19 protein-coding genes and 1 riboswitch are annotated in these 18,737 nt (G+C 73.3%); of the genes, 10 read left to right on the top strand and 9 right to left on the bottom strand.

All coding sequences use genetic code 11. The annotated features are described in order from the left end of the window. The first annotated feature begins 9 nt into the window (after window positions 1-9). Window positions 10-717, top strand: a complete 708-nt coding sequence (locus tag AB0J36_RS02160) for a carbonic anhydrase (protein WP_357124043.1) — start codon at window positions 10-12, stop codon at window positions 715-717. A 59-nt stretch (window positions 718-776) separates the two neighbouring features. Here AB0J36_RS02160 and AB0J36_RS02165 read toward each other — a convergent pair whose 3' ends face one another. Together AB0J36_RS02165 and AB0J36_RS02170 are read right to left on the bottom strand one after the other, a co-directional pair. Then, on the bottom strand, window positions 777-1,799 hold the full coding sequence (locus tag AB0J36_RS02165; protein WP_357124047.1) for a hypothetical protein: 1,023 nt from the start codon (window positions 1,797-1,799) through the stop codon (window positions 777-779). A gap of 3 nt (window positions 1,800-1,802) precedes the next feature. After that, window positions 1,803-1,934, bottom strand: a riboswitch (cyclic di-AMP (ydaO/yuaA leader). 166 nt (window positions 1,935-2,100) lie between these two features. Further along, the gene (locus tag AB0J36_RS02170; protein WP_357124050.1) at window positions 2,101-3,459 is read right to left on the bottom strand and encodes a YibE/F family protein; all 1,359 of its coding nucleotides are present in this window, start codon (window positions 3,457-3,459) and stop codon (window positions 2,101-2,103) included. A 312-nt stretch (window positions 3,460-3,771) separates the two neighbouring features. Between AB0J36_RS02170 and AB0J36_RS02175 the strand changes: the two genes are divergently transcribed. Continuing rightward, a complete protein-coding gene (locus AB0J36_RS02175) occupies window positions 3,772-5,811 on the top strand; it encodes a copper-translocating P-type ATPase (protein ID WP_357393110.1) in 2,040 nt (679 codons plus the stop codon). Window positions 5,812-5,816: 5 nt separating this feature from the next. Here the strand turns inward: AB0J36_RS02175 and AB0J36_RS02180 are convergent, their stop codons facing one another. Further along, a complete protein-coding gene (locus tag AB0J36_RS02180) occupies window positions 5,817-6,113 on the bottom strand; it encodes a metal-sensitive transcriptional regulator (RefSeq protein WP_355235159.1) in 297 nt (98 codons plus the stop codon). 95 nt (window positions 6,114-6,208) lie between these two features. Between AB0J36_RS02180 and AB0J36_RS02185 the strand changes: the two genes are divergently transcribed. From AB0J36_RS02185 to AB0J36_RS02215, 7 genes are all read left to right on the top strand, one after another. Further along, on the top strand, window positions 6,209-6,418 hold the full coding sequence (locus AB0J36_RS02185; RefSeq protein ID WP_357124057.1) for a copper ion binding protein: 210 nt from the start codon (window positions 6,209-6,211) through the stop codon (window positions 6,416-6,418). Window positions 6,419-6,431: 13 nt separating this feature from the next. After that, window positions 6,432-7,370 carry a hypothetical protein gene (locus tag AB0J36_RS02190; protein WP_357171966.1) on the top strand — a complete coding sequence of 313 codons (939 nt, stop codon included), beginning with the start codon at window positions 6,432-6,434 and terminating at the stop codon, window positions 7,368-7,370. A 12-nt stretch (window positions 7,371-7,382) separates the two neighbouring features. Then, window positions 7,383-9,635, top strand: coding sequence for a heavy metal translocating P-type ATPase (locus AB0J36_RS02195; protein ID WP_363660043.1), 2,253 nt, complete (start codon window positions 7,383-7,385; stop codon window positions 9,633-9,635). Window positions 9,636-9,709: 74 nt separating this feature from the next. Next, window positions 9,710-9,883, top strand: coding sequence for a CsbD family protein (locus AB0J36_RS02200; RefSeq protein ID WP_278150219.1), 174 nt, complete (start codon window positions 9,710-9,712; stop codon window positions 9,881-9,883). A gap of 160 nt (window positions 9,884-10,043) precedes the next feature. Next, on the top strand, window positions 10,044-10,391 hold the full coding sequence (locus AB0J36_RS02205) for a helix-turn-helix domain-containing protein (protein ID WP_357171964.1): 348 nt from the start codon (window positions 10,044-10,046) through the stop codon (window positions 10,389-10,391). Next, window positions 10,388-10,657 carry a hypothetical protein gene (locus tag AB0J36_RS02210; RefSeq protein ID WP_357124071.1) on the top strand — a complete coding sequence of 90 codons (270 nt, stop codon included), beginning with the start codon at window positions 10,388-10,390 and terminating at the stop codon, window positions 10,655-10,657. The genes AB0J36_RS02205 and AB0J36_RS02210 overlap by 4 nt, the downstream gene beginning before the upstream one ends. 121 nt (window positions 10,658-10,778) lie before the next feature. Then, window positions 10,779-12,248, top strand: coding sequence for an alpha/beta hydrolase (locus tag AB0J36_RS02215; protein WP_357124074.1), 1,470 nt, complete (start codon window positions 10,779-10,781; stop codon window positions 12,246-12,248). Between the two features lie 19 nt (window positions 12,249-12,267). Here the strand turns inward: AB0J36_RS02215 and AB0J36_RS02220 are convergent, their stop codons facing one another. The 6 genes from AB0J36_RS02220 to AB0J36_RS02245 all read right to left on the bottom strand — a co-directional run bounded on the left by AB0J36_RS02220 (window position 12,268) and on the right by AB0J36_RS02245 (window position 18,165). After that, on the bottom strand, window positions 12,268-13,521 hold the full coding sequence (locus tag AB0J36_RS02220) for a DUF6596 domain-containing protein (RefSeq protein WP_357124077.1): 1,254 nt from the start codon (window positions 13,519-13,521) through the stop codon (window positions 12,268-12,270). Then, on the bottom strand, window positions 13,518-13,874 hold the full coding sequence (locus AB0J36_RS02225) for a YciI family protein (protein ID WP_357124669.1): 357 nt from the start codon (window positions 13,872-13,874) through the stop codon (window positions 13,518-13,520). The genes AB0J36_RS02220 and AB0J36_RS02225 overlap by 4 nt, the downstream gene beginning before the upstream one ends. Before the next feature lie 147 nt (window positions 13,875-14,021). After that, window positions 14,022-15,356: a DUF2786 domain-containing protein gene (locus AB0J36_RS02230; protein WP_357171963.1), complete on the bottom strand. Its 1,335-nt coding sequence runs from the start codon at window positions 15,354-15,356 to the stop codon at window positions 14,022-14,024. Between the two features lie 162 nt (window positions 15,357-15,518). Then, entirely contained in the window at window positions 15,519-15,797 is a 279-nt protein-coding gene (locus AB0J36_RS02235) for a hypothetical protein (protein WP_363660044.1), read from the bottom strand. Between the two features lie 69 nt (window positions 15,798-15,866). After that, window positions 15,867-17,015 carry a CaiB/BaiF CoA-transferase family protein gene (locus AB0J36_RS02240; protein WP_363660045.1) on the bottom strand — a complete coding sequence of 383 codons (1,149 nt, stop codon included), beginning with the start codon at window positions 17,013-17,015 and terminating at the stop codon, window positions 15,867-15,869. Continuing rightward, window positions 17,005-18,165 carry an acyl-CoA dehydrogenase family protein gene (locus tag AB0J36_RS02245; protein WP_357124089.1) on the bottom strand — a complete coding sequence of 387 codons (1,161 nt, stop codon included), beginning with the start codon at window positions 18,163-18,165 and terminating at the stop codon, window positions 17,005-17,007. Before AB0J36_RS02245 ends, AB0J36_RS02240 begins: the two co-directional genes overlap by 11 nt. Window positions 18,166-18,321: 156 nt before the next feature. Here AB0J36_RS02245 and AB0J36_RS02250 point away from each other — a divergent pair, with 156 nt between their 5' ends. After that, a complete protein-coding gene (locus AB0J36_RS02250) occupies window positions 18,322-18,624 on the top strand; it encodes a hypothetical protein (protein ID WP_357396332.1) in 303 nt (100 codons plus the stop codon). The last annotated feature ends 113 nt before the right edge of the window (window positions 18,625-18,737 follow it).

Raw genomic sequence — 18,737 nt, forward strand, 5'->3', positions numbered from 1 at the left:
GGTGCGGGGATGAGCCGTTCCGGTACGCCCGGCGGGCAGCCGGGCACGCAGCGGACCGTCGAGCAGGCGCCGGTCGCCACCGAGCCGGCCCGAGCGTACGCCGAGCTGGTCTCTGGCAACCGTCGCTTCGTCGCCGGAGAGCCGCGCCACCCCAACCAGGATGCCGGGCACCGGGCCGCCGTGGCGGACGGGCAGCACCCCTTCGCGGTGATCGTCGGCTGCTCCGACTCGCGGCTGGCCGCCGAGATCATCTTCGACCGGGGGCTGGGTGACCTCTTCGTCGTCCGGACCGCCGGGCACACCACCGGGCCAGAGGTGCTGGGCAGCGTCGAGTACGCGGTGGCCGTCCTCGGCGCTCCGCTGGTGGTGGTGCTCGGGCACGACTCCTGCGGCGCCGTGCAGGCGGCCCGCGAATCGGCGGCCACCGGCATCGCGCCCCCGGGACATCTCCCAGCGGTGGTCGACGCGGTGCTGCCCAGCCTGCGACGAGCCACGGCCGAGGGCGTGCACGACATCGACGGCATCGTCGACATCCACATCGCGCAGACGGTCGAGACGCTGCTCGGGCAGTCGCCCGTGCTGGCCGACGAGGTGGCGCGGGGGCGGTGCGCGGTGGTGGGGATGTCGTACCGGCTCGCCGCCGGGGCGGTGCGACCCGTGACCCCCGTACCGGCCGGCGACGCCTCGGACGACCCGGCCGCGACCGCCGCCGCCTGACACGCGACGAGGGCCGCCCCGCTCGACGCGGGACGGCCCTCGAACTGTTGGGCGTCGGATCAGAGCAGCGACATGTGTACGTGGTCGGTGTGGTTCGACGGCCCGCTGTACGACTTCCAGCCGGTCGCCGGGAACCAGATCTGCCGGTTCCAGATCACGTAGTAGATGCCGAGCCGGTCTGCGTTGCGGATGAGGAACGCGGCCACGTTGTTGCCGTACATCCGGGTGTCGTCGTTGTGCCACGGGCTGAAGCCGCTCTTCTGCAACGACCAGTCACAGGCGCGACCCTTCGGGTGCTCGTACGGTCCACCGTTGCGGTGGCAGCCCACGAACCGGTTGAACCCGGCCCGCTTGACCTCCTTGTACGCGTGCAGCGTGCGCGGCGTGACGCAGCCGGAGGTGGTCGGGTCCTTCTCGCTGCACGACTGGGGCTTCCAGTCGCCGTCGGCGGTGCGACCCGGGCCGATCCGGGCGACCGGGGAGGTGGCGTCCACCAGACCGCCGGTGAAGCCCTTGCCGCCGACCAGCGCGAGCGCCTTGTCCGCGTCGCGCTTGTCCTTCGCCATCAGCGCGGTCTGCTTCTGCTGCTCCCGGACCTCGGTGTCGAGGGCCAGCTTGGCCTCCTCGGCGCGGGACTTCACCGCGTTGACCTCGGCGAGCTTCTTTTCGTTGACCATGTTCATCTCGTCGAGCGCCGCGGCCCGCTGGACGAACGAGTCCGGGGCGTCGGCCTCCAGCAGCATCGCGATCGCGCCGACCCGTCCGGTCCGGTACGACTGAGCGGCGATCTGCGCGACCTGCGGGGCCAGCGCGGCCAGGTCGGCCTTCGCCCGGTCGACCTCTGCCGCGAGTTCGACCTGCCGCTTCTTGGACTTGTCCAGTTTGGACTTGGCCGCCACGTAGTCCCGGTTGGTCTGCTCGATGACGTCGGTGAGCAGCTTGGGCTCGTCGCCGTCCTCCTCGTGCCCGGACGGTGTGGGGGTCGTCGGGGCGGCGTGGGCCGGGAGGGGTCCGGCGAGCACGGTCAGCGCGGCGAACACGGCCACCACGGGCGTCAACCAGCGGCGTAGGGGTGCCGTCACAATCTTCCCTTCCGTCGACCGCCGACCGGGTTAGCTGACGGGTTCGGGGCGGAAGTGGCCCCTACCGCTGTCGCGGATTCACCCCAGGTACCTGGGTCCCCGGCTCGCCGGTTGGCGATTGGGCGGTGGCACCGCAGGCGCCGCTGCGCGCCTTCGTCGGTGACCGGCAGCGAGGTTACCCGAGAGTCCACCGCCTGAGCTACGTCCTGATGCCGACTAAAAGCGTCATTTCGCCATGGCGTTGAGTGACCAGTGACGCGGTTCTCAGGGCGGGTGCCCGATCCGGTCACGCTGAGGAGTGTCACCATGCCGTATCCGTGCTCCTGTTCGGCTCTGGCCACCCGGTGGTGGCGGTGGATGGGGGTGTGTTCCGCTGTGGATCGGGCCGGTCGGCCCGATCCGTCGGCGGGGAACTGAGAGCGGCGAGCGCCTCCGCGCGGTCCGCGCGGGGGCGCGGTGGCGGGGCGTCCGCGTCGGGCGTGGCCGTCGACCCGGCCGCGGTCACCACCGCGGCCAGCCCGGTGGTGAGGGGTACGGCGGCGATCAGGCCGAGGGTGGCGACCGCGCTGCGGACGATCTCCTGTGCGAGGAACTCGCTGGTCAGAATCTGCCCGATGGGGCGCGAGTCGGCGGTGAGCAGAAGCAGCAGCGGCAGTGACGCGCCCGCGTACGCCAGCACGATGGTGTTGACCGTGGAGGCGATGTGCGCCCGGCCGACCCGGGTGGCGGCCCGGTAGAGCTGTCGTCGACCCAGCCCGGGGTTGGCGTTCGCCAGCTCGGTGACGGTGGCGGCCTGGGTGACGGTCACGTCGTCGAGTACCCCGAGTGAGCCGATGATGATCCCGGCGAGCAGCAGGCCGCGCAGGTCCACCTCCGCCTGGAACATCGAGAGCGTGGTGGCGTCCTCGCTGCCGAAGCCGGTGAGCTGGGTGGCGGCCGTGGCGATGGTCGCGAGGACGCCGGTGAGCACCAGGCTGCCCAGGGTGCCGAGGACCGCGACGGAGGTCTGCGCGGTCACCCCGTGTGTCAGGTAGAGCACCACGAACATGATCAGGGCCGCGCCGACCACCGCCACCAGCAGCGGTGACCGGCCCGCGCCGATGGCCGGCAACACGAAGGTGAGCAGGATGGCGAAGCTGGCGGCTAGGCCGGCGAGCGCGGCCAGACCCCGCCACCGGCCGAACGCGACGATGGCGGCGGCGAAGACCCCCACGAGCCACACCAGTGGCGTCCCGCGCTGGTGCTCGGCGATGTTCCAGGTGCTGAGGGTGGGATCGGTCGGATCGGTCAGCTCGACCAGGACGACGTCGTCGCCCACCTCGACCCGAGGCGCTCCGGGGCCGGCGGGGACGGGCGTGCTCACCTGCCGGTCGGCGCGCGGCCCGTCTTCGAGGAGTACGTCCACCGTGCCGCACGGCCCGCCGCTCGGCGTGCCCTCCGGGCTCGTCGAGGGTGGGCACGGTTCGGTCACCACCCGGGTCACCGTGCCGTGGTGGCGCGGCAGATCCGCCCCACCGCCGCTCTTCGGTGCGCCGTCCCGTGGCCACAGCACCACGGCGGCGACGACGGTGGCCACGAAGAGCGGCACCACCGTCGCGATGAGGATCCGTCGTACCCGGGGCGGGGCGGGTCGAGCGGAATGGCTGTGGTCGGAACCCAATGCGAGACTCCCAACGATCCGGTGCGGGGTACGTGCCGGCGGCCTCTGCGGTTCAGTTCCGCCGGACGAACGCGGGCACGAGCGCGTCGGTTCGCCGCCTGACGACCCGGCAATCACGGAGAGTGATGAAGTGGTCGGGTCGGCGCCGTACGGGGCCGCGCCGTGGCGGCGCCGTCGCCCGTCTCGGCGGCGGGATCCGGTGGGTCATCGCTGGACGATGCTAACCAGCGCGGCGGGGGGTCGCAGGTCGTGCGGACGTGTCGGGGGAGTCGAACCGCTGACACCGCCCCGGGCGCGGCGGATGGTGGAGTCATGCCTGAGCCACCCACCGAGCACCGACAGCACGACAAGCACGCCGGGCACGACAAGCACGCCGGGCACGACCCGGCCCTGTTCCGTCGGCGGTTCTGGGTCTGTCTGGTGCTCACCGTGCCGGTGGTGCTGACCAGTGACCTGGTGGTGGACCGGCTCGGGCTCCGGCTGGACGCGCCGGGTCGCTCCTGGGTGGGGCCGGTGCTCGGTTCGGTGGTGTTCCTCTGGGGTGGCTGGCCGTTCCTGGTCGGCGCGGTACGTGAGATCCGGGACCGCGCGCCGGGCATGATGCTGCTGGTCGCGATGGCGATCACCGTGGCGTACACCGCGTCGCTGGCGACCAGCCTGGGCGCCTTCGACCTGGACTTCTGGTGGGAGCTGGCCGCGCTGGTCACCATCATGCTGCTCGGGCACTGGCAGGAGATGAAGGCCATCGGGCAGGCCCGTGGGGCGCTCGCGGCACTGGCGGCGCTGCTGCCCGACGAGGCCGAGCGGGTGGCGGCGGACGGGCGGGTCGAGCGCGTACCTGTCGACGGGCTGCGGGTCGACGACGTGGTGCTGGTCCGACCCGGGGGTCGGGTGCCGGCCGACGGCCGGGTCGTCGACGGCGACGCGGAGTTGGACGAATCGATGATCACGGGCGAGTCGCGCCCGGTTGCCCGGTCGGCGGGCGATCGGGTGGTGGCCGGCACGGTCGCCACCGATTCGGCGATCCGGGTCCGGGTCGAGGCGCTGGGCGACGAGACCGCGCTCGCGGGCATCCAACGCATGGTCGCGCAGGCGCAGCGCTCGGGCGGGCAGGCTCAACTGCTCGCCGACCGGTTCGCCGCCGCGCTCTTCTACGTGGCCGCCGGTACCGCCGTGCTCACCCTGGTGGTCTGGACCGCGCTCGGTGAGCCCGACGAGGCGGTGGTGCGTACCGTCACCGTTCTGGTGATCGCCTGCCCGCACGCGCTCGGCCTGGCCATCCCACTCGTCGTCGCGCTCTCCACGGCGCTGGCGGCGCGAAGCGGGATCCTGGTCAAGGACCGGCTCGCGTTGGAGCGGATGCGTACCGTCGACGCGGTGCTGTTCGACAAGACCGGCACGCTGACCCGGGGCGCGCACGAGGTCACCGACCTGGTGACGGCCCCCGGCGTGGGCCGGGACGAGGCGCTGCGGATCGCCGCCGGTGTCGAGTCCGACAGCGAACATCCGCTGGCCCGCGCGATCGTGGCGGCGGCCGGACCCGGTGGGCCGGCCCGTGCCGGCGGCTTCCGCTCGCTGCCGGGTCGCGGGGTGCGGGCCATCGTCGACGGTACGGAGTACGCGGTGGGCGGGCCGACCCTGCTGCGTGAGCGGGGTGGACCGCTGTCGGACGAGCTGCGGGAGGCGACCGGCCGCTGGTCGTCACGCGGTGCCGTGGTGCTGTATCTCCTGCGGTTGCCGGACACGGTGCTCGGGGCGTTCGCGCTCACCGACGCGGTGCGGCCGGAGGCCCGCAAGGCCATCGCCGAGCTGCGGGCCGATGGCGTCCGCACCATTGCCATGATCACCGGGGACGCGCGGTCGGTGGCCGAGTCGGTCGCCGCCGACCTGGGCTTCCGGGCCGGGGTGGACGAGGTCTTCGCCGAGGTGCTGCCGGCCGACAAGGACAGCCGGGTGGCGGAACTCCAGCGGCGCGGGCTGACCGTGGCGATGGTCGGTGACGGGGTGAACGACGCGCCGGCGCTGGCCCGCGCCGACGTGGGCATCGCGATCGGGGCGGGCACCGACGTCGCGATCGAGTCCGCCGGGGTCGTGCTGGCGTCGTCCGACCCGCGTGGCGTCGGGGCCGTGGTCCGGCTCTCCCGGGCGTCGTACCGCAAGATGCGGCAGAACCTGGCCTGGGCTGCGGGCTACAACGTGGTGGCGCTGCCGCTGGCGGCGGGGGTGCTCGCCGGGGCCGGGGTGGCGCTGAGCCCGGCGGTGGCGGCCGTGCTGATGTCCGCGTCCACCATCGTGGTGGCGCTCAACGCGCAGTTGCTGCGCCGGGTACGTCTCGATTCCGGGCGGGAGTGAGGCGCTCAGCCGCGCTTCATGAGTCGGCCGACGGCCGCCATCATCTCGCTGGCCATCTCGTCGGCCCGACCCTCGGCCGCCCCCTCGTGCATGCAGTGCCGAGCATGCCCGTCGAGCAGGCCCAGGGCCACCTTGTCGAGCGCGGCCTGGATCGCGGAGATCTGGGTGAGCACGTCGATGCAGTAGCGGTCCTCGTCGACCATCTTTTCGATGCCCCGGACCTGCCCCTCCACCCGGCGCAGGCGCGCGAGCAGTTGGTCCTTGCTGGCGGTGTACCCGCGGATCGGTGTGGGTGCGGTCATGGCGACGAGGATAGCGTACCCCTGGGGGGTATGGTAGCGTCCGTTCCTGCCGGCATACCCCCACCGGGTACCGGTACTACGAGAGGAGACGTCCGATGGTCGACACGACGTACCAGGTCAAGGGCATGACCTGCGGGCACTGCGTCAGCGCGGTCAGCGCCGAGGTGGGCGCGATCGAGGGCGTACGCGACGTGCGGGTCGACCTCGCCACCGGCCAGGTCACCGTCAGCAGCGAGCAGCCCGTGGACACCGGGGCCGTCCGGGCCGCTGTCGACGAGGCCGGCTACGACCTCGTCGAGGCGTGAGCGGAGGTCCGCGATGACCACGGTGACCAGGCTGGGCGCGTTCGCCCTCGGTCTCACGGCGGTCTTCGGCGCGGCGTACGGGGTCGGTCGGGTGGTCGACCCGGTCGACCCGGTAACCCAGAACCGGCCCGACGTCGCCCACACCTCGGGCCTCACCACGAGCGGCGAGGCGGCCGACCTCGTTCCCGGCGGGTTGCTCGTCTCCGACCGGGGCTACACGCTCCAACCGGTGACCGCGCCCGCCGGCCAGTTCGCGTTCCGGATCGACGGGCCGGACGGTCAGCCGGTCACCAGGTACGACGTCGCGCACGACAGACGGATGCACCTGATCGTCGCCCGCCGGGACCTGTCCGGCTTCCGGCACGTCCACCCCGATCTCGCCCCGGACGGCACCTGGCGGGTCGCCACCCCGCTGGCCGGCGCCGGGCAGTGGCGGGCGTTCGCCGACTTCACCCCGACCGGGGGCGAGCCGTTGACCCTCGGCGTGGACGTGGCCGTCCCCGGCGAGCTGACCGAGCGGACGCTGCCCGCCCCGGCGACCAGCGCCACCGTCGACGGTTACACCGTCACCCTGGCCGGCACGCCGGAGCCCGGCCGGACCTCGGCGCTCACCCTGACGGTGAGCCGTGCCGGGCAGCCGGTCACCGACCTGGAGCCCTACCTGGGTGCGTACGGGCACCTGGTGGCGCTGCGTCGGGGCGATCTGGCGTACCTGCACGTGCACCCGGACGGGACGCCCGGCGATGGACGCACCCCGCCCGGCCCTGCCGTCACCTTCCACGCTGCGGTGCCCTCGGCCGGCGCCTACCGGCTCTACCTCGACTTCCAGCACGGTGGGCAGGTGCACACCGCCGAGTTCACCATCCTGGCGGGCGCTGCCTCGGCCGCGACGGGCGAGCCGACACCGACCGGCGGGACCGACCACGGCACCCCCGGGCACGGGCACGACTGACGGGACTGGACGATGACCACCACCAGCAGCAGACCGCTGCCCGAGGCGCCGAACCGGATCGAACTGGCGATCGGGGGGATGACCTGCGCCGCGTGCGCGGCGCGGGTCGAGAAGAAGCTCAACCGGATGGACGGGGTGAGCGCCACCGTCAACTACGCCACCGAGAAGGCGACCGTCCGGTACGCCGACGACGTCACCCCGGACGACCTGATCGAGACCGTCCAGAAGACCGGCTACACGGCGGCCCTGCCGACGCCGCCGACCGCCGAGCCGCCGCCGCAGGACCCGCTGCGCGGTCCGCGTACCCGGCTGTGGGTCTCGGCGGTCCTGAGCGTGCCGGTGGTCCTGCTGGCCATGGTGCCGCCCTGGCAGTTCGACTACTGGCAGTGGCTCTCGCTGACGCTGGCCGCCCCGGTGGTCGTCTGGGGTGGGCTGCCGTTCCACCGCGCGGCCTGGACCAACCTGCGGCACGGCGCGGCCACCATGGACACGCTGGTCTCGATCGGCACGCTCGCCGCGTTCGGGTGGTCGCTGTGGGCGCTGTTCCTCGGTGACGCCGGTATGCCCGGGATGACGCACCCGTTCCGTTTCGCCATCACCCGCGGCGACGGCGCCGGCAACATCTACCTGGAGGCCGCCGCCGGGGTCACGGTGTTCATCCTGGCCGGTCGCTACTTCGAGGCCCGGTCCAAGCGGACCGCCGGCGCGGCCCTGCGCGCCCTTCTCGACCTCGGCGCGAAGGAGGTGGCGGTGCTGCGGGACGGGGTCGAGACCCTGGTCCCGGTGGACCGGCTCGCCGTCGGTGACCGGTTCGTGGTCCGTCCCGGCGAGAAGATCGCCACCGACGGTGTCGTCGACGAGGGCACGTCCGCCGTGGACGCCAGCATGCTGACCGGTGAGTCGGTGCCGGTCGAGGTCGGTCCGGGCGACGCCGTGGTCGGCGCGACGATCAACGCGGGCGGCCGGCTGATCGTCACCGCCACCCGGGTCGGCGCGGACACGCAGCTCGCCCGGATGGCCGACCTGGTCGAGCAGGCGCAGAGCGGCAAGGCGGCGGTGCAGCGGTTGGCCGACCGGATCTCCGGGGTGTTCGTGCCGATCGTCATCGCCCTGGCCGTGGGCACCCTCGGCTGGTGGCTCGGCACCGGGGCCGGTCCGACCGCCGCGTTCACCGCCGCCGTGGCCGTGCTGATCATCGCCTGCCCGTGCGCCCTGGGTCTGGCCACGCCGACCGCGCTGCTGGTCGGCACCGGTCGCGGGGCCCAGCTCGGTGTGTTGATCAAGGGACCGGAGGTGCTGGAGTCGACCCGCCGGGTCGACACCGTCGTGCTGGACAAGACCGGCACCGTGACGACCGGTCGGATGACCCTGGTGGGCGTGGTGCCGGCCAGTGGCGAGGACCGCGCGGAGCTGCTCCGGCTCGCCGGTGCGGTGGAGGCCGCCTCCGAGCATCCGATCGCCCGTGCCGTCGCGGTGGCCGCCGCCGAAGCGGGCGAGCTGCCCCGGGTGACCGGCTTCGCCAACCTCGAAGGGCTGGGCGTGACCGGCACGGTCGACGAGCGGGTCGTGCTGCTCGGCCGGGTCCGGCTGCTGCGCGAACGCGGTGTCGAGGTGCCGCCGGAGGTCGAGTGGGCCGTGCGGGACGCCGAGGCCGCCGGTCGTACGGCGATCGTCGCGGGCTGGGACGGGCGGGCCCGGGGCGTGCTCGCGGTCGCCGACGTGGTCCGGCCCACGAGCCGGGCGGCTGTGGCGCGGCTGCGCGCCCTGGGGCTCACTCCGGTCCTGTTGACCGGCGACAACACCACCGTGGCCCGGGCGGTCGCCGCCGAGGTGGGCGTGGACGAGGTGATCGCCGAGTTGCTGCCGGCCGGCAAGGTGGACGTGGTCAAGCGGCTCCAGGCGCAGGGGCGCTCGGTGGCGATGGTCGGTGACGGCGTCAACGACGCGCCGGCGCTGGCCCAGGCCGACCTGGGGCTCGCCATGGGCACCGGCACCGACGTGGCGATCGAGGCGTCCGACCTGACCCTCGTCCGGGGCGACCTGGACGCCGCGGAGGACGCCATCCGGCTGTCCCGGCGCACGCTCGGCATCATCCGGGGCAACCTGTTCTGGGCGTTCGGCTACAACGTGGCGGCCCTGCCGCTGGCCGCCGCCGGGTTGCTCAATCCGATGATCGCCGGCGCCACCATGGCGTTCTCGTCGGTCTTCGTGGTGGCCAACAGCCTGCGGCTGCGCCGCTTCCGTTCGGCCGCTGGCGAACTGTGACGACCGCGATGGTTGGACCGGTGACGACGGGGGTACCTCTGAGTTCGTAGCGACGCTTGCGATGGAGGTTGGCAATGGGATTCGACGACAAGGTCAATAACGCCACCGAGGACGCGGCCGGCAAGCTGAAGGAAGGCGCCGGTCGGGCCACCGACAACGAGCAGCTCGAGGCCGAGGGTCGCGCCGACCAGTCCACGGCCAAGCTCAAGCAGGCCGGCGAGAAGATCAAGGACGCCTTCAAGAGCTGACGTACGACGTAATCCGCACGCCGGGCCGGTGATCATCACCGGCCCGGCGTGCTGTCGTGTCCGGGGCGCCGAACCCTGAGATCCCCCTGATTCCGTCTTCGTGCCGCGCCGCCGTGTCGCCGCACCTGCTAACTTCTATTGGCATGTGCAAGGGCTGGTTATGAGCGCGGCTTCGCCGCCGACCGGCGACGACCTGGTCCGGGTGCTGGCCACGCTGGCCAACCCGCACCGGCTGCGGGTCGTCGCCGCGTTGGCCCGCGAGCGCGCGTACGTCAGTGGGCTGGCCCGGCAACTGGGCATCAGCCGCGCGCTGTTGCAGGTCCACCTACGGAAGCTGGCGGCGGCCGGACTGGTCACCGCCCGCATGGAGTTGTCGGAGGACGGGAAGGCCATGAACTACTACGAGGTGGAGCCGTTCGTGCTCACACTCACCCCCCAGGTCATCGCGGCGGCGATCGAGACGCTCACCGTGCCCGACTCGGGCGAGCAGCCGGAGGCGCGGTCATGAGCGAGCACGACTGGACCGAGGTGGTCGGCGCGTTCGGGGTGTTCGCCCTGTTGATCAGCGTGTTCACCGTGACCGTCGTACAGCTCGCCAAGACCCGGCGGGCCCGGTACGAGGCGAACCGCGCGGACGACTACCGCAAGCTCGCCGAGACCGCCGCGCAGGCGCAGGCGGAGAACGCCCGACTGCTCGCCGCGATGGACAGTCGGCTGGGCGGAATGGAGACCCGGATGACCACGCTCGAACGTGTCCTGCGCGAGGTCGACTGACCCGCGTGTCGAGGCCCCGGGCCGTCGAGCGGCCACTCGACGGCCCGGGTGGAAGAAGCACCACCTCGCCCGCTGGGCGAGTTTCACCAGCAACGCTCCTTCCAGGAGAGGACAGCACCCCATGCTGCGCGTACGCAAATCCGGAGTCGGCTGGGCGGTGGCCCTGGCCCTCACGGCCGCCGGCCTGACCCCGGCGAGCCCGGCCGTCGCCCGACCCGCCATCGACTGGCACCCCTGCGCCGAGGACACCCCCGAGGAGGAGCCGCCCGTCGCGGAGGCCCCGCCCGAGTGCGGCAGCCTGTCGCTGCCGGTCGACTGGAACCGGCCACGGGGGGAGCGTTTCGAACTGGCGTTGGCCCGCCGGGTCGCCACCGACCCGGCCGCCCGACAGGGCACCCTGGTCTTCGGCCCGGGCGGGCCCGGCGACAGCGGGGTCGACCGGGTGGTGAACGGCAGTTCCCGGTTCAGCGCCGACCTGCGCCGCCGGTTCGACATCGTCAGCTTCGACCCGCGCGGCACCGGCGGCAGTCACCCGGTGCGCTGCTCCCGCGACCTGCTCGCCAGGCAGCCCCAGGTGATCGCCGACCAGGCCCAGTTCGACGCCACCCTGACCAACAACGCGCTGCTGCGCGCCGACTGCCGGGCCCGTACCGGCGCGCTCTACGACCACGTGGACACGACGAGCGCCGCCCGTGACCTGGACGCGGTCCGTGCCGCGCTCGGCGAACGGCAGCTCACCTTCCACGGCAGCTCGTACGGCACCCTGCTGGGCGAGCGGTACGCCGAGTTGTACCCCGACCGGGTGCGGGCCATGGTGCTGGAGGCCGCGATGGACCACAGCCTGGAGACCCGCGCCTTCCTCGACACCCAGGCCGTCGCCGCCGAGGACGCGTTCGACGAGTTCCTCGACTGGTGTGCCCGGTCCGCCGACTGCGTCCTGCACGGTCGGGACGTGCGGGCCATCTGGGCCGGGCTGCACGACCGGGCCGAGGCCGGCACGCTGACCGACCCGGACCGGGCCGGTGCCCCGCTGGCCCCCTTCGAGCTGAGCCGCCTCGCCCACAAGCGGCTCTACGAGACCGACCGGTGGCCGGGGCTCGGGCAGTGGATCGACAAGCTGGCGGGTCCCCCGACGCCGGGCGTCACCACGCTGGCGGACGACGCCGTGGTCCCGTACCCCTTCGCGGTCTTCTGCCAGGACTGGAGCCTGCCGGTCCGCGACTACCGCGAGTACGACGCGCTGCTGCGCCGCAGCGCCCGGCTCGCGCCCGACCTGCGCTACCCGCCGGCGCTGTTCGCCCTGGTCACGTGCCTGGGTACGCCCACGGTCGCCAACCCTCAGCACCGGCTGCGGGTACGCACCGACGTGCCGCTGCTGATCGCCGCCACCGTGCACGATCCGGCGAGCGGCTACGCCTGGGCCCGCGCGGTGGCCCGGCAGTTGGGTCGGCACGGGGTGCTGCTCACCTACCAGGGCTGGGGGCACGGCAGCTACACCACGAGCCCGTGCGTGGGGCGAGCCGTCGACTCGTACCTGATCGATCAGGTCGTGCCGGCGCGGCAGGCGAGCTGCCCGGCGGTCGGCGTGTGACGGGCGGGCGGCGCGGTGGTCACCGCCGCGCCGCCAGTCGGGTGGCGCGCAGCTCCAGGTAGCGCTGCTCGGGCAGGCTCGTGGTGCCGCGCGCCGCCGCCAGGTACGCCTCCCGCGCCGCCGCCGGCTCGCCGGCCAGCTCCAGCAGGTGCGCCCGCACGGCCGCGAGGCGGTGGTGCCCGGCGGTGCGCTCGTCGGCGTCCAACGGGCCGAGCAGGTCGAGCCCCGCCCGGGGCCCGTCCACCATCGCCACCGCGACCGCCTGGTTGAGCGTGACCAGCGGGTTCGGGGCGATTCGGCCCAGCAGCCGGTAGAGCGCGACGATCTGCCGCCAGTCCGTCTCCGCCGCCGTCGCCGCCTCCGCGTGCACGGCGGCGATGGCGGCCTGCAGCTGGTACGGGCCGGGCGGCGACCAGGTCAACGCCTCGGTGATCAGCGCGACCCCCTCCGCGATGGCGGCGGCGTCCCAGCGGGAACGGTCCTGTTCCGTCAGCGGCACCAACTCCCCGTCCGCGCCCACCCGTGCCGCCCGGTGCGCGTCGGTGAGCAGCATGAGCGCCAGCAGCCCGGTGACCTCGCCGTCGTCGGGCAGCAGCCCGTGCAGGACGCGGCCGAGTCGGATCGCCTCGGCCGTCAGCTCGGCCCGGCGCAGGTCCGGCCCGCTCGACGCCGTGTACCCCTCGTTGAAGATCAGGTAGAGCACCCGCAGCACCGTCCGCAGCCGCTCCTCCCGCTCGGCCGGTCCGGGCATGGCGAACCGTGCGCCAGCCGCCTCGATCCGCTGCTTGGCCCGCCGGATGCGCTGGCTCATGGTCGCCTCCGGCACCAGGTGCGCCCGGGCGATCTGGGCCGTGCTGAGGCCGCCCACCGCGCGCAGCGTGAGCGCCACCTGCGCCGAGGGGGCCAGCGCCGGATGACAGCAGAGGAACAGCAGGGTCAGCGTGTCGTCCGCGTCCGGCACCGCCGGCTGCGCGTCCGCCGGAGGCGCCACCTGGGCGTACGCCGGCTCGCGCAGCGCCACCGCGACCTCGCGCTGCCGGCGGGCGCTCTCGCTGCGCCACTCGTCGGTGAGCCGGCGGGTCGCCACGGTGAGCAGCCAGGCGCGCGGGTTGTCCGGTACGCCCTGCCCGGGCCACTGCGTCGCGGCGGCCAGCAGCGCCTCCTGGACCGCGTCCTCGCACCTGTCGAACTGGCCGTGCCGACGGACCAGCAGGCCGAGGACCTGCGGCGCGAGTGTGCGCAGCAGATCCTCGACCGTCCGGTCGTCGGTCACATCTCCGTCCCGGCCTCGTCCATGATCGGGCGGACCTCCATCGCGCCGCCGTAGCGCACGTCCGGCCAGCGGGCGGCGATCTCGGCGGCCCGTTGCGGGCTGTCGCAGTCCACGGCCAGGTAGCCGGCGAACTGCTCCTTGCTCTCCATGAACGGCCCGTCGACGATCTCGGGTTGACCGCCGGCCAGCCGGACCGTCTGCGTCTGCGACGGGTCGGCCAGCGCCTGGCCGCCGATCAGCTCACCGGTCTCGGCCAGCTCCTTCATGATCTCGTCGACCTCGCCGAACAGGGCGGTGCGGTCCTCCTCGGTCAGCCCTTCGGTGAAGCCGGGCCGGTTCCAGATCAGCAACATGTACTTCACGGGGATGCTCCTCGGTTCCTGGTCGCGCCCCGGCTGGGGTGCGGCTCACCGGAGGGTCGGAGCCGTCACCCCGTTCCCTACCGCCTACCGAAGAAAATCGCAGAAACGTCCGGCCGTGGCGCTCCCACGCCGGGCGGATCAGGGTCGGCCCGGCACCTGCCGAGGCGTGGAGCCGCCGCCGACGTCCAGGGACGCCCGGTCGGCGGCCGAGGTGCCGGACGACCAGCCCTCGGCGTCGCGCACGCTGAGCCGGTGCCGGGTCACGCCGGGGAACAGCGTCTCCAGCCGCTCCCGGACCGCCTCGCCCCGCGCGGCGAGCACCGGCAACAACCGATCCGCCCCGGCTTCCGTCTGCCCCGCCGCCTCGGTCGCCGCGTCCGTGGCCGTGCGCAGCCGCTCACCGATCCGCAGCGCGAACGCGTTGAGGAAGGACTCGTCCCACACCTTCGTCCGGCGGCCCGACCCCGGTCGACGCTCGGCCCGCCCGCGCAGCATCGCGGCCGTCGCCTGCACCAGCAGCGACGTGTAGAGCAGCTCCACCGCCACGAGGTCCGCCGGCCACCCCAGCACGGTGGTGAAGCCGAGGTCGTCGGACCAGATCGCCTCACACCGGTTCGCCGCCGCCACCTCCTGCACGAGCAGCGCCTTCGCCCCGGCGTACGGGGTCTCGACGCCCAGGCGCACCCCGCTCGGCAGCTCGCCCCGCTCGGTGCCGGCGGCCAGCAGCGCCTCGTCGATGCTGTGCCGGGCGATCAGCTCCTGCGCCTTGCCGGTCAACGCCTCCGCCTCGGCCGGGAAGGTGGTCGACTCCGCCTTCGCCAGCAGCGCGCGTACCCGGTCCAGCATCGGCGACCCGCTGCGGGCCGTACCGGCGGCGCGGGGGAGCGCCGCTCCGGTCGAGCCCGGCGGCGGGCGCAGCACCGCGATCGGCGGCAGGCTCTCCACCAGCGCGAGTACGTCGACCGCCGCGCGCAGCGCGTCGACCCGGTCCAGCCCTTCCGCGCGGGTCCAGTCGGCCACCAGGTCCTCCGGGCCGACGTCCCGGCCGGCCTTCGAGCCCTGGCCGGCGTCCCGGCCCCGGCTGGCCTTCGAGCCCTGGCCGGCGCTTGAGCCCTGGCCTGCGGCGTCCCGGTCCTGGGCGGCGAGCACGCGGAGCTGGTCGTCCCACCAGGCGGGGACCGGCTCGGCCTGCTCGCGTCGCTGCGCGGCCAGCGCGTCGCGGACCAGTCGGGCCGCGCCGGCGTCGAGCCGACGCCGGACGATCCGGTGTACGTCGACCGGCTGCCAACCGCGCGGCCAGAGCCGCCCGAGGCCGCGAATCAGTCGTCGCGCCAGGGCGGCGTCCACCGCCGTCGCGCCGTCCGCCGTTCCGGTGCCGACCATCAGCCGGTCGAGCTGCCGTTCGGTCTGTCGTACGTCGGTGCCGCGCACCGCCGCCAGCGCGTCGGCGACGAGGTCCTCCGCGTCCGGCACCGGCACCTCCTCGGCCCAGGCGGCCCACAGCGACCCGCCCCCACCATGATCATGCCGTCCCCCACCCCGGACACCCAAAACAGGAAGGTCGACCCCGCCCGTTAGGCGGTGATCAAGAGGTTTGCGTCAGGGTGCAGCCGTTTTCTGACGCCAACCTCTTGATCAACTCTGGGAAGGGGTGGCGGCCAGGGCGGCCGACAGCCGGCGGAGGAACGCGCGGATGTCGTCCTCGCTGTGGGGGGTCTCGGCCTGGTCGTTGAGCGGGCCCGAACAGCGCAGCGCCTGATCGATCGCGTCCCGCGTCTCGGCCCGGTCGCCCGGGTAGAGCCCGGCGTCCACCCCTTCGGCGACCCGGGTCACCACCGCGTCGTCGAGCGCGCTGTCGAACTGGACCCCGTACAGGATCCCGTTGACGTGGCCCTTCCAACTGTCCGTACCCATGCACTGACTCCCCCCGGACCGTCGGTGCACGACCGTATCAACGCGACACCGGCACGGCTGTCCCGCCGGCTACGGCCAGGTGGTCAGGATCTCCTCGACCGGCGACGCGTCCCGCTCCGGATCGGGCGCCGGGACGGGCGGCCCCGTCGGCGTACGGTCGAAGCGCGGCGCCGGTGCCGGTTGGACCTCGCCGTCCACCTCGACGAACGTCCCCCGGGCCGCGTTGTGCGGGTGCCGGTGCGCGTCGCCGGGGGCGAGCACCGGGGCGACACAGGCATCCCGGTCGGCGAAGATCGCCGTCCACTCGTCGCGCGTCCGCTCGGCGAACCGTTCGGTGAGCCGCCTGCGCAGCTCGTCCCAGCCGCGCGGGTCGTACTGGTGGGGCAGGTCCGCGTCGGCGAGGCCGAGACCGGCCAGCAGTTCGCCGTAGAACGCCGGTTCCAGCGCCCCGACGGCCATGAAGCCACCGTCGGCCGTGGCGTACGTGTCGTAGAAGGGCGCTCCTCCGTCGAGCAGGTTCCGCCCCCGCGGGGCCGCCCACCGGCCGGTGCCGAGCAGCCCGTGCAGGAACGAGGTGAGCAGCGCCGAACCGTCGACCATGGCCGCGTCGACGACCTGGCCGAGGCCCGAGCGCTCCCGTTCGAGCAGCGCGGCCAACACGCCCACGGCCAGCAGCATGCCGCCACCGGCGAAGTCGCCGATCAGGTTCAACGGCGCGTGCGGGCGCTCACCGGCCCGGCCCAACGGTTCCAGCGCTCCGGCGACCGCGATGTAGTCGATGTCGTGGCCAGCGCGGGCGGCCAGCGGGCCGTCCTGACCCCAGCCGGTCATTCGCGCGTACACCAGGCGGGGGTTGCGGTCCCGGCAGACGTCCGGGCCGAAGCCGAGGCGCTCGGCGACCCCCGGCCGGTACGCCTCGACCAGCACGTCCGCCCGCTCGACGAGACGCAGCAGGTCCGCCACACCGGTCGGGGACTTCAGGTCCAGCGCGGTCAGCCGCCGGCCGCGCTGCAACGGTCCTCCGCTCGGCGCGGCCAGCCGACCGGCCCCCGGGCCACCCGGCCGGTCGACGCGCACCACGTCCGCTCCGAGGTCGGCGAGCACCATGCAGCCGAACGGCGCCGGCGCGAGACTGGCCAGCTCGACCACCCGTACGCCGGCCAGCGGTCCGCCCCGCGACGATCCGTCCGTGCCGCGCGTGGACGCCTCAGAGGGCACGGGCGATCAGCTCCTTCATGATCTCGTTGGTGCCGCCGTAGATCTTCTGTACCCGGGCGTCGGCGTACATGCGGGCGATCGGGTACTCCGTCGTGTAGCCGTACCCGCCGAAGACCTGGAGGCACCGGTCGACGACCTCGCACTGCCCGTCGGTGAGCCACGACTTGGCCATCGCGGCCGTGGCGACGTCCAGGTCGCCGCGCGTGTGCCGGACGACGCAGTCGTCCAGGAAGACCCGACTGACCCGGGTACGCGTCGCACACTCCGCGAGCACCATCCGGGTGTTCTGGTGGCCCATCAGCGGCTTGCCGAAGGCGGTGCGCTCCTTGGCGTACGCGACGGTCAGCGCCACCGCCCGTTCCATGGCCGCCACCGCGCCGACGCCGATGACCAGGCGCTCCTGCGGAAGCTGCTGCATCATCTGGACGAAGCCCAGCCCCTCGACGCCGCCGAGCAGGTTGGCCGCCGGCACCCGGAACTCGTCGAAGAACAGCTCGGCCGTGTCGTTGGCGTGCAGCCCGATCTTGGACAGCAGCCGGCCGCGACGGAACCCCTCCGGGTCCCCACCCACCTCGCAGACCAGCAGTGAGATGCCGGCCGCCCGTTGCTCGGGGTCGGTCTTGACCGCCACGATGACCAGGTCGGCCAGACCGCCGTTGGTGATGAACGTCTTCGCGCCGCTGACCAGGTAGTCGTCGCCGTCACGGACCGCCCGCGTCCGCATCGCCTGAAGGTCCGAGCCGCCGTCCGGCTCGGTCATCGCGATCGCGCCCACCAGTTCACCGCCGCACAGGCCGGGCAGCCACCGCCGCTTCTGCTCCTCGCTGCCGTACGCCACGAGGTAGCCGGTGACGATGCCACTGTGTACGGCCAACCCGAGGCTGCCCTCCCCGGCGTACGCCTGCTCGTGCAGCACCACGGCCTCGTGGGTGAAGTCGCCGCCCCCGCCGCCGTACTCCTCGGGCACCGACGGGCCGAGCAGTCCCAGCTCACCCGCGCGGCGGTAGTGCTCGCGGTCCGGGTGCCCCTGCGCCAGCAGCCGTTCGGAGTGCGGCAGCACCTCCTTGGTGAAGAAGGCGCGGGCCAGCTCGGCGAGGTCGTCGTGTTCGGGCCGCCGCCAGGGCGCGGGGGAGCCGTCGGGCGTGGGCATGGCACCACCCTCGCGCCCTGTTGGCAGCATGTCAATAAGCCCTCAACGCCTTGATCGACTCCGCTTCCATGAAGTCGGGCCATCCGCCCGAGCAGGACACCCCGCCTTGCAGGAAATCGAGTCGATCAAGCGGCCTGCCCGGGTGAGGATCGTGCCATGAGAGCAATGCCGCCGGCCCGGCTCGACGGAGCCCAGGTCACGCTGGTCGCCAGCCTCGCGCCGGGGCAGTTGGCGACCGGGGCGACACGGCACTCCGTCAGCAACTTCGCGGAGGTTGTCGCCCATCTCGCGATCGCTCGCTACGACGAGGCCGACGCGGACTTCTACGTCTTCTACTGCACGGGCGACTGGCAGGTCTTGACGGACACGTGCCATTCGACAGAGGCAGAGGCGGTCGCTCAAGCGGTGTTCGAGTTCGGAGACGTGACGTTCACGCGGTCGGTGAGGGAGGGCTACTAAGCCCGCATGCGACCCTCATGGACCCCCGCACGGGGTGATCCACTCCAGATTGGCGATGTGGCGGTATTCAGGCGATCGGATACGCCCAGGTCGGCGATCTCGTGTGGATCAGC

It is taken from the genome of Micromonospora sp. NPDC049662, from assembly GCF_040675055.1.
In the GTDB taxonomy this organism is placed as follows: domain Bacteria; phylum Actinomycetota; class Actinomycetes; order Mycobacteriales; family Micromonosporaceae; genus Micromonospora.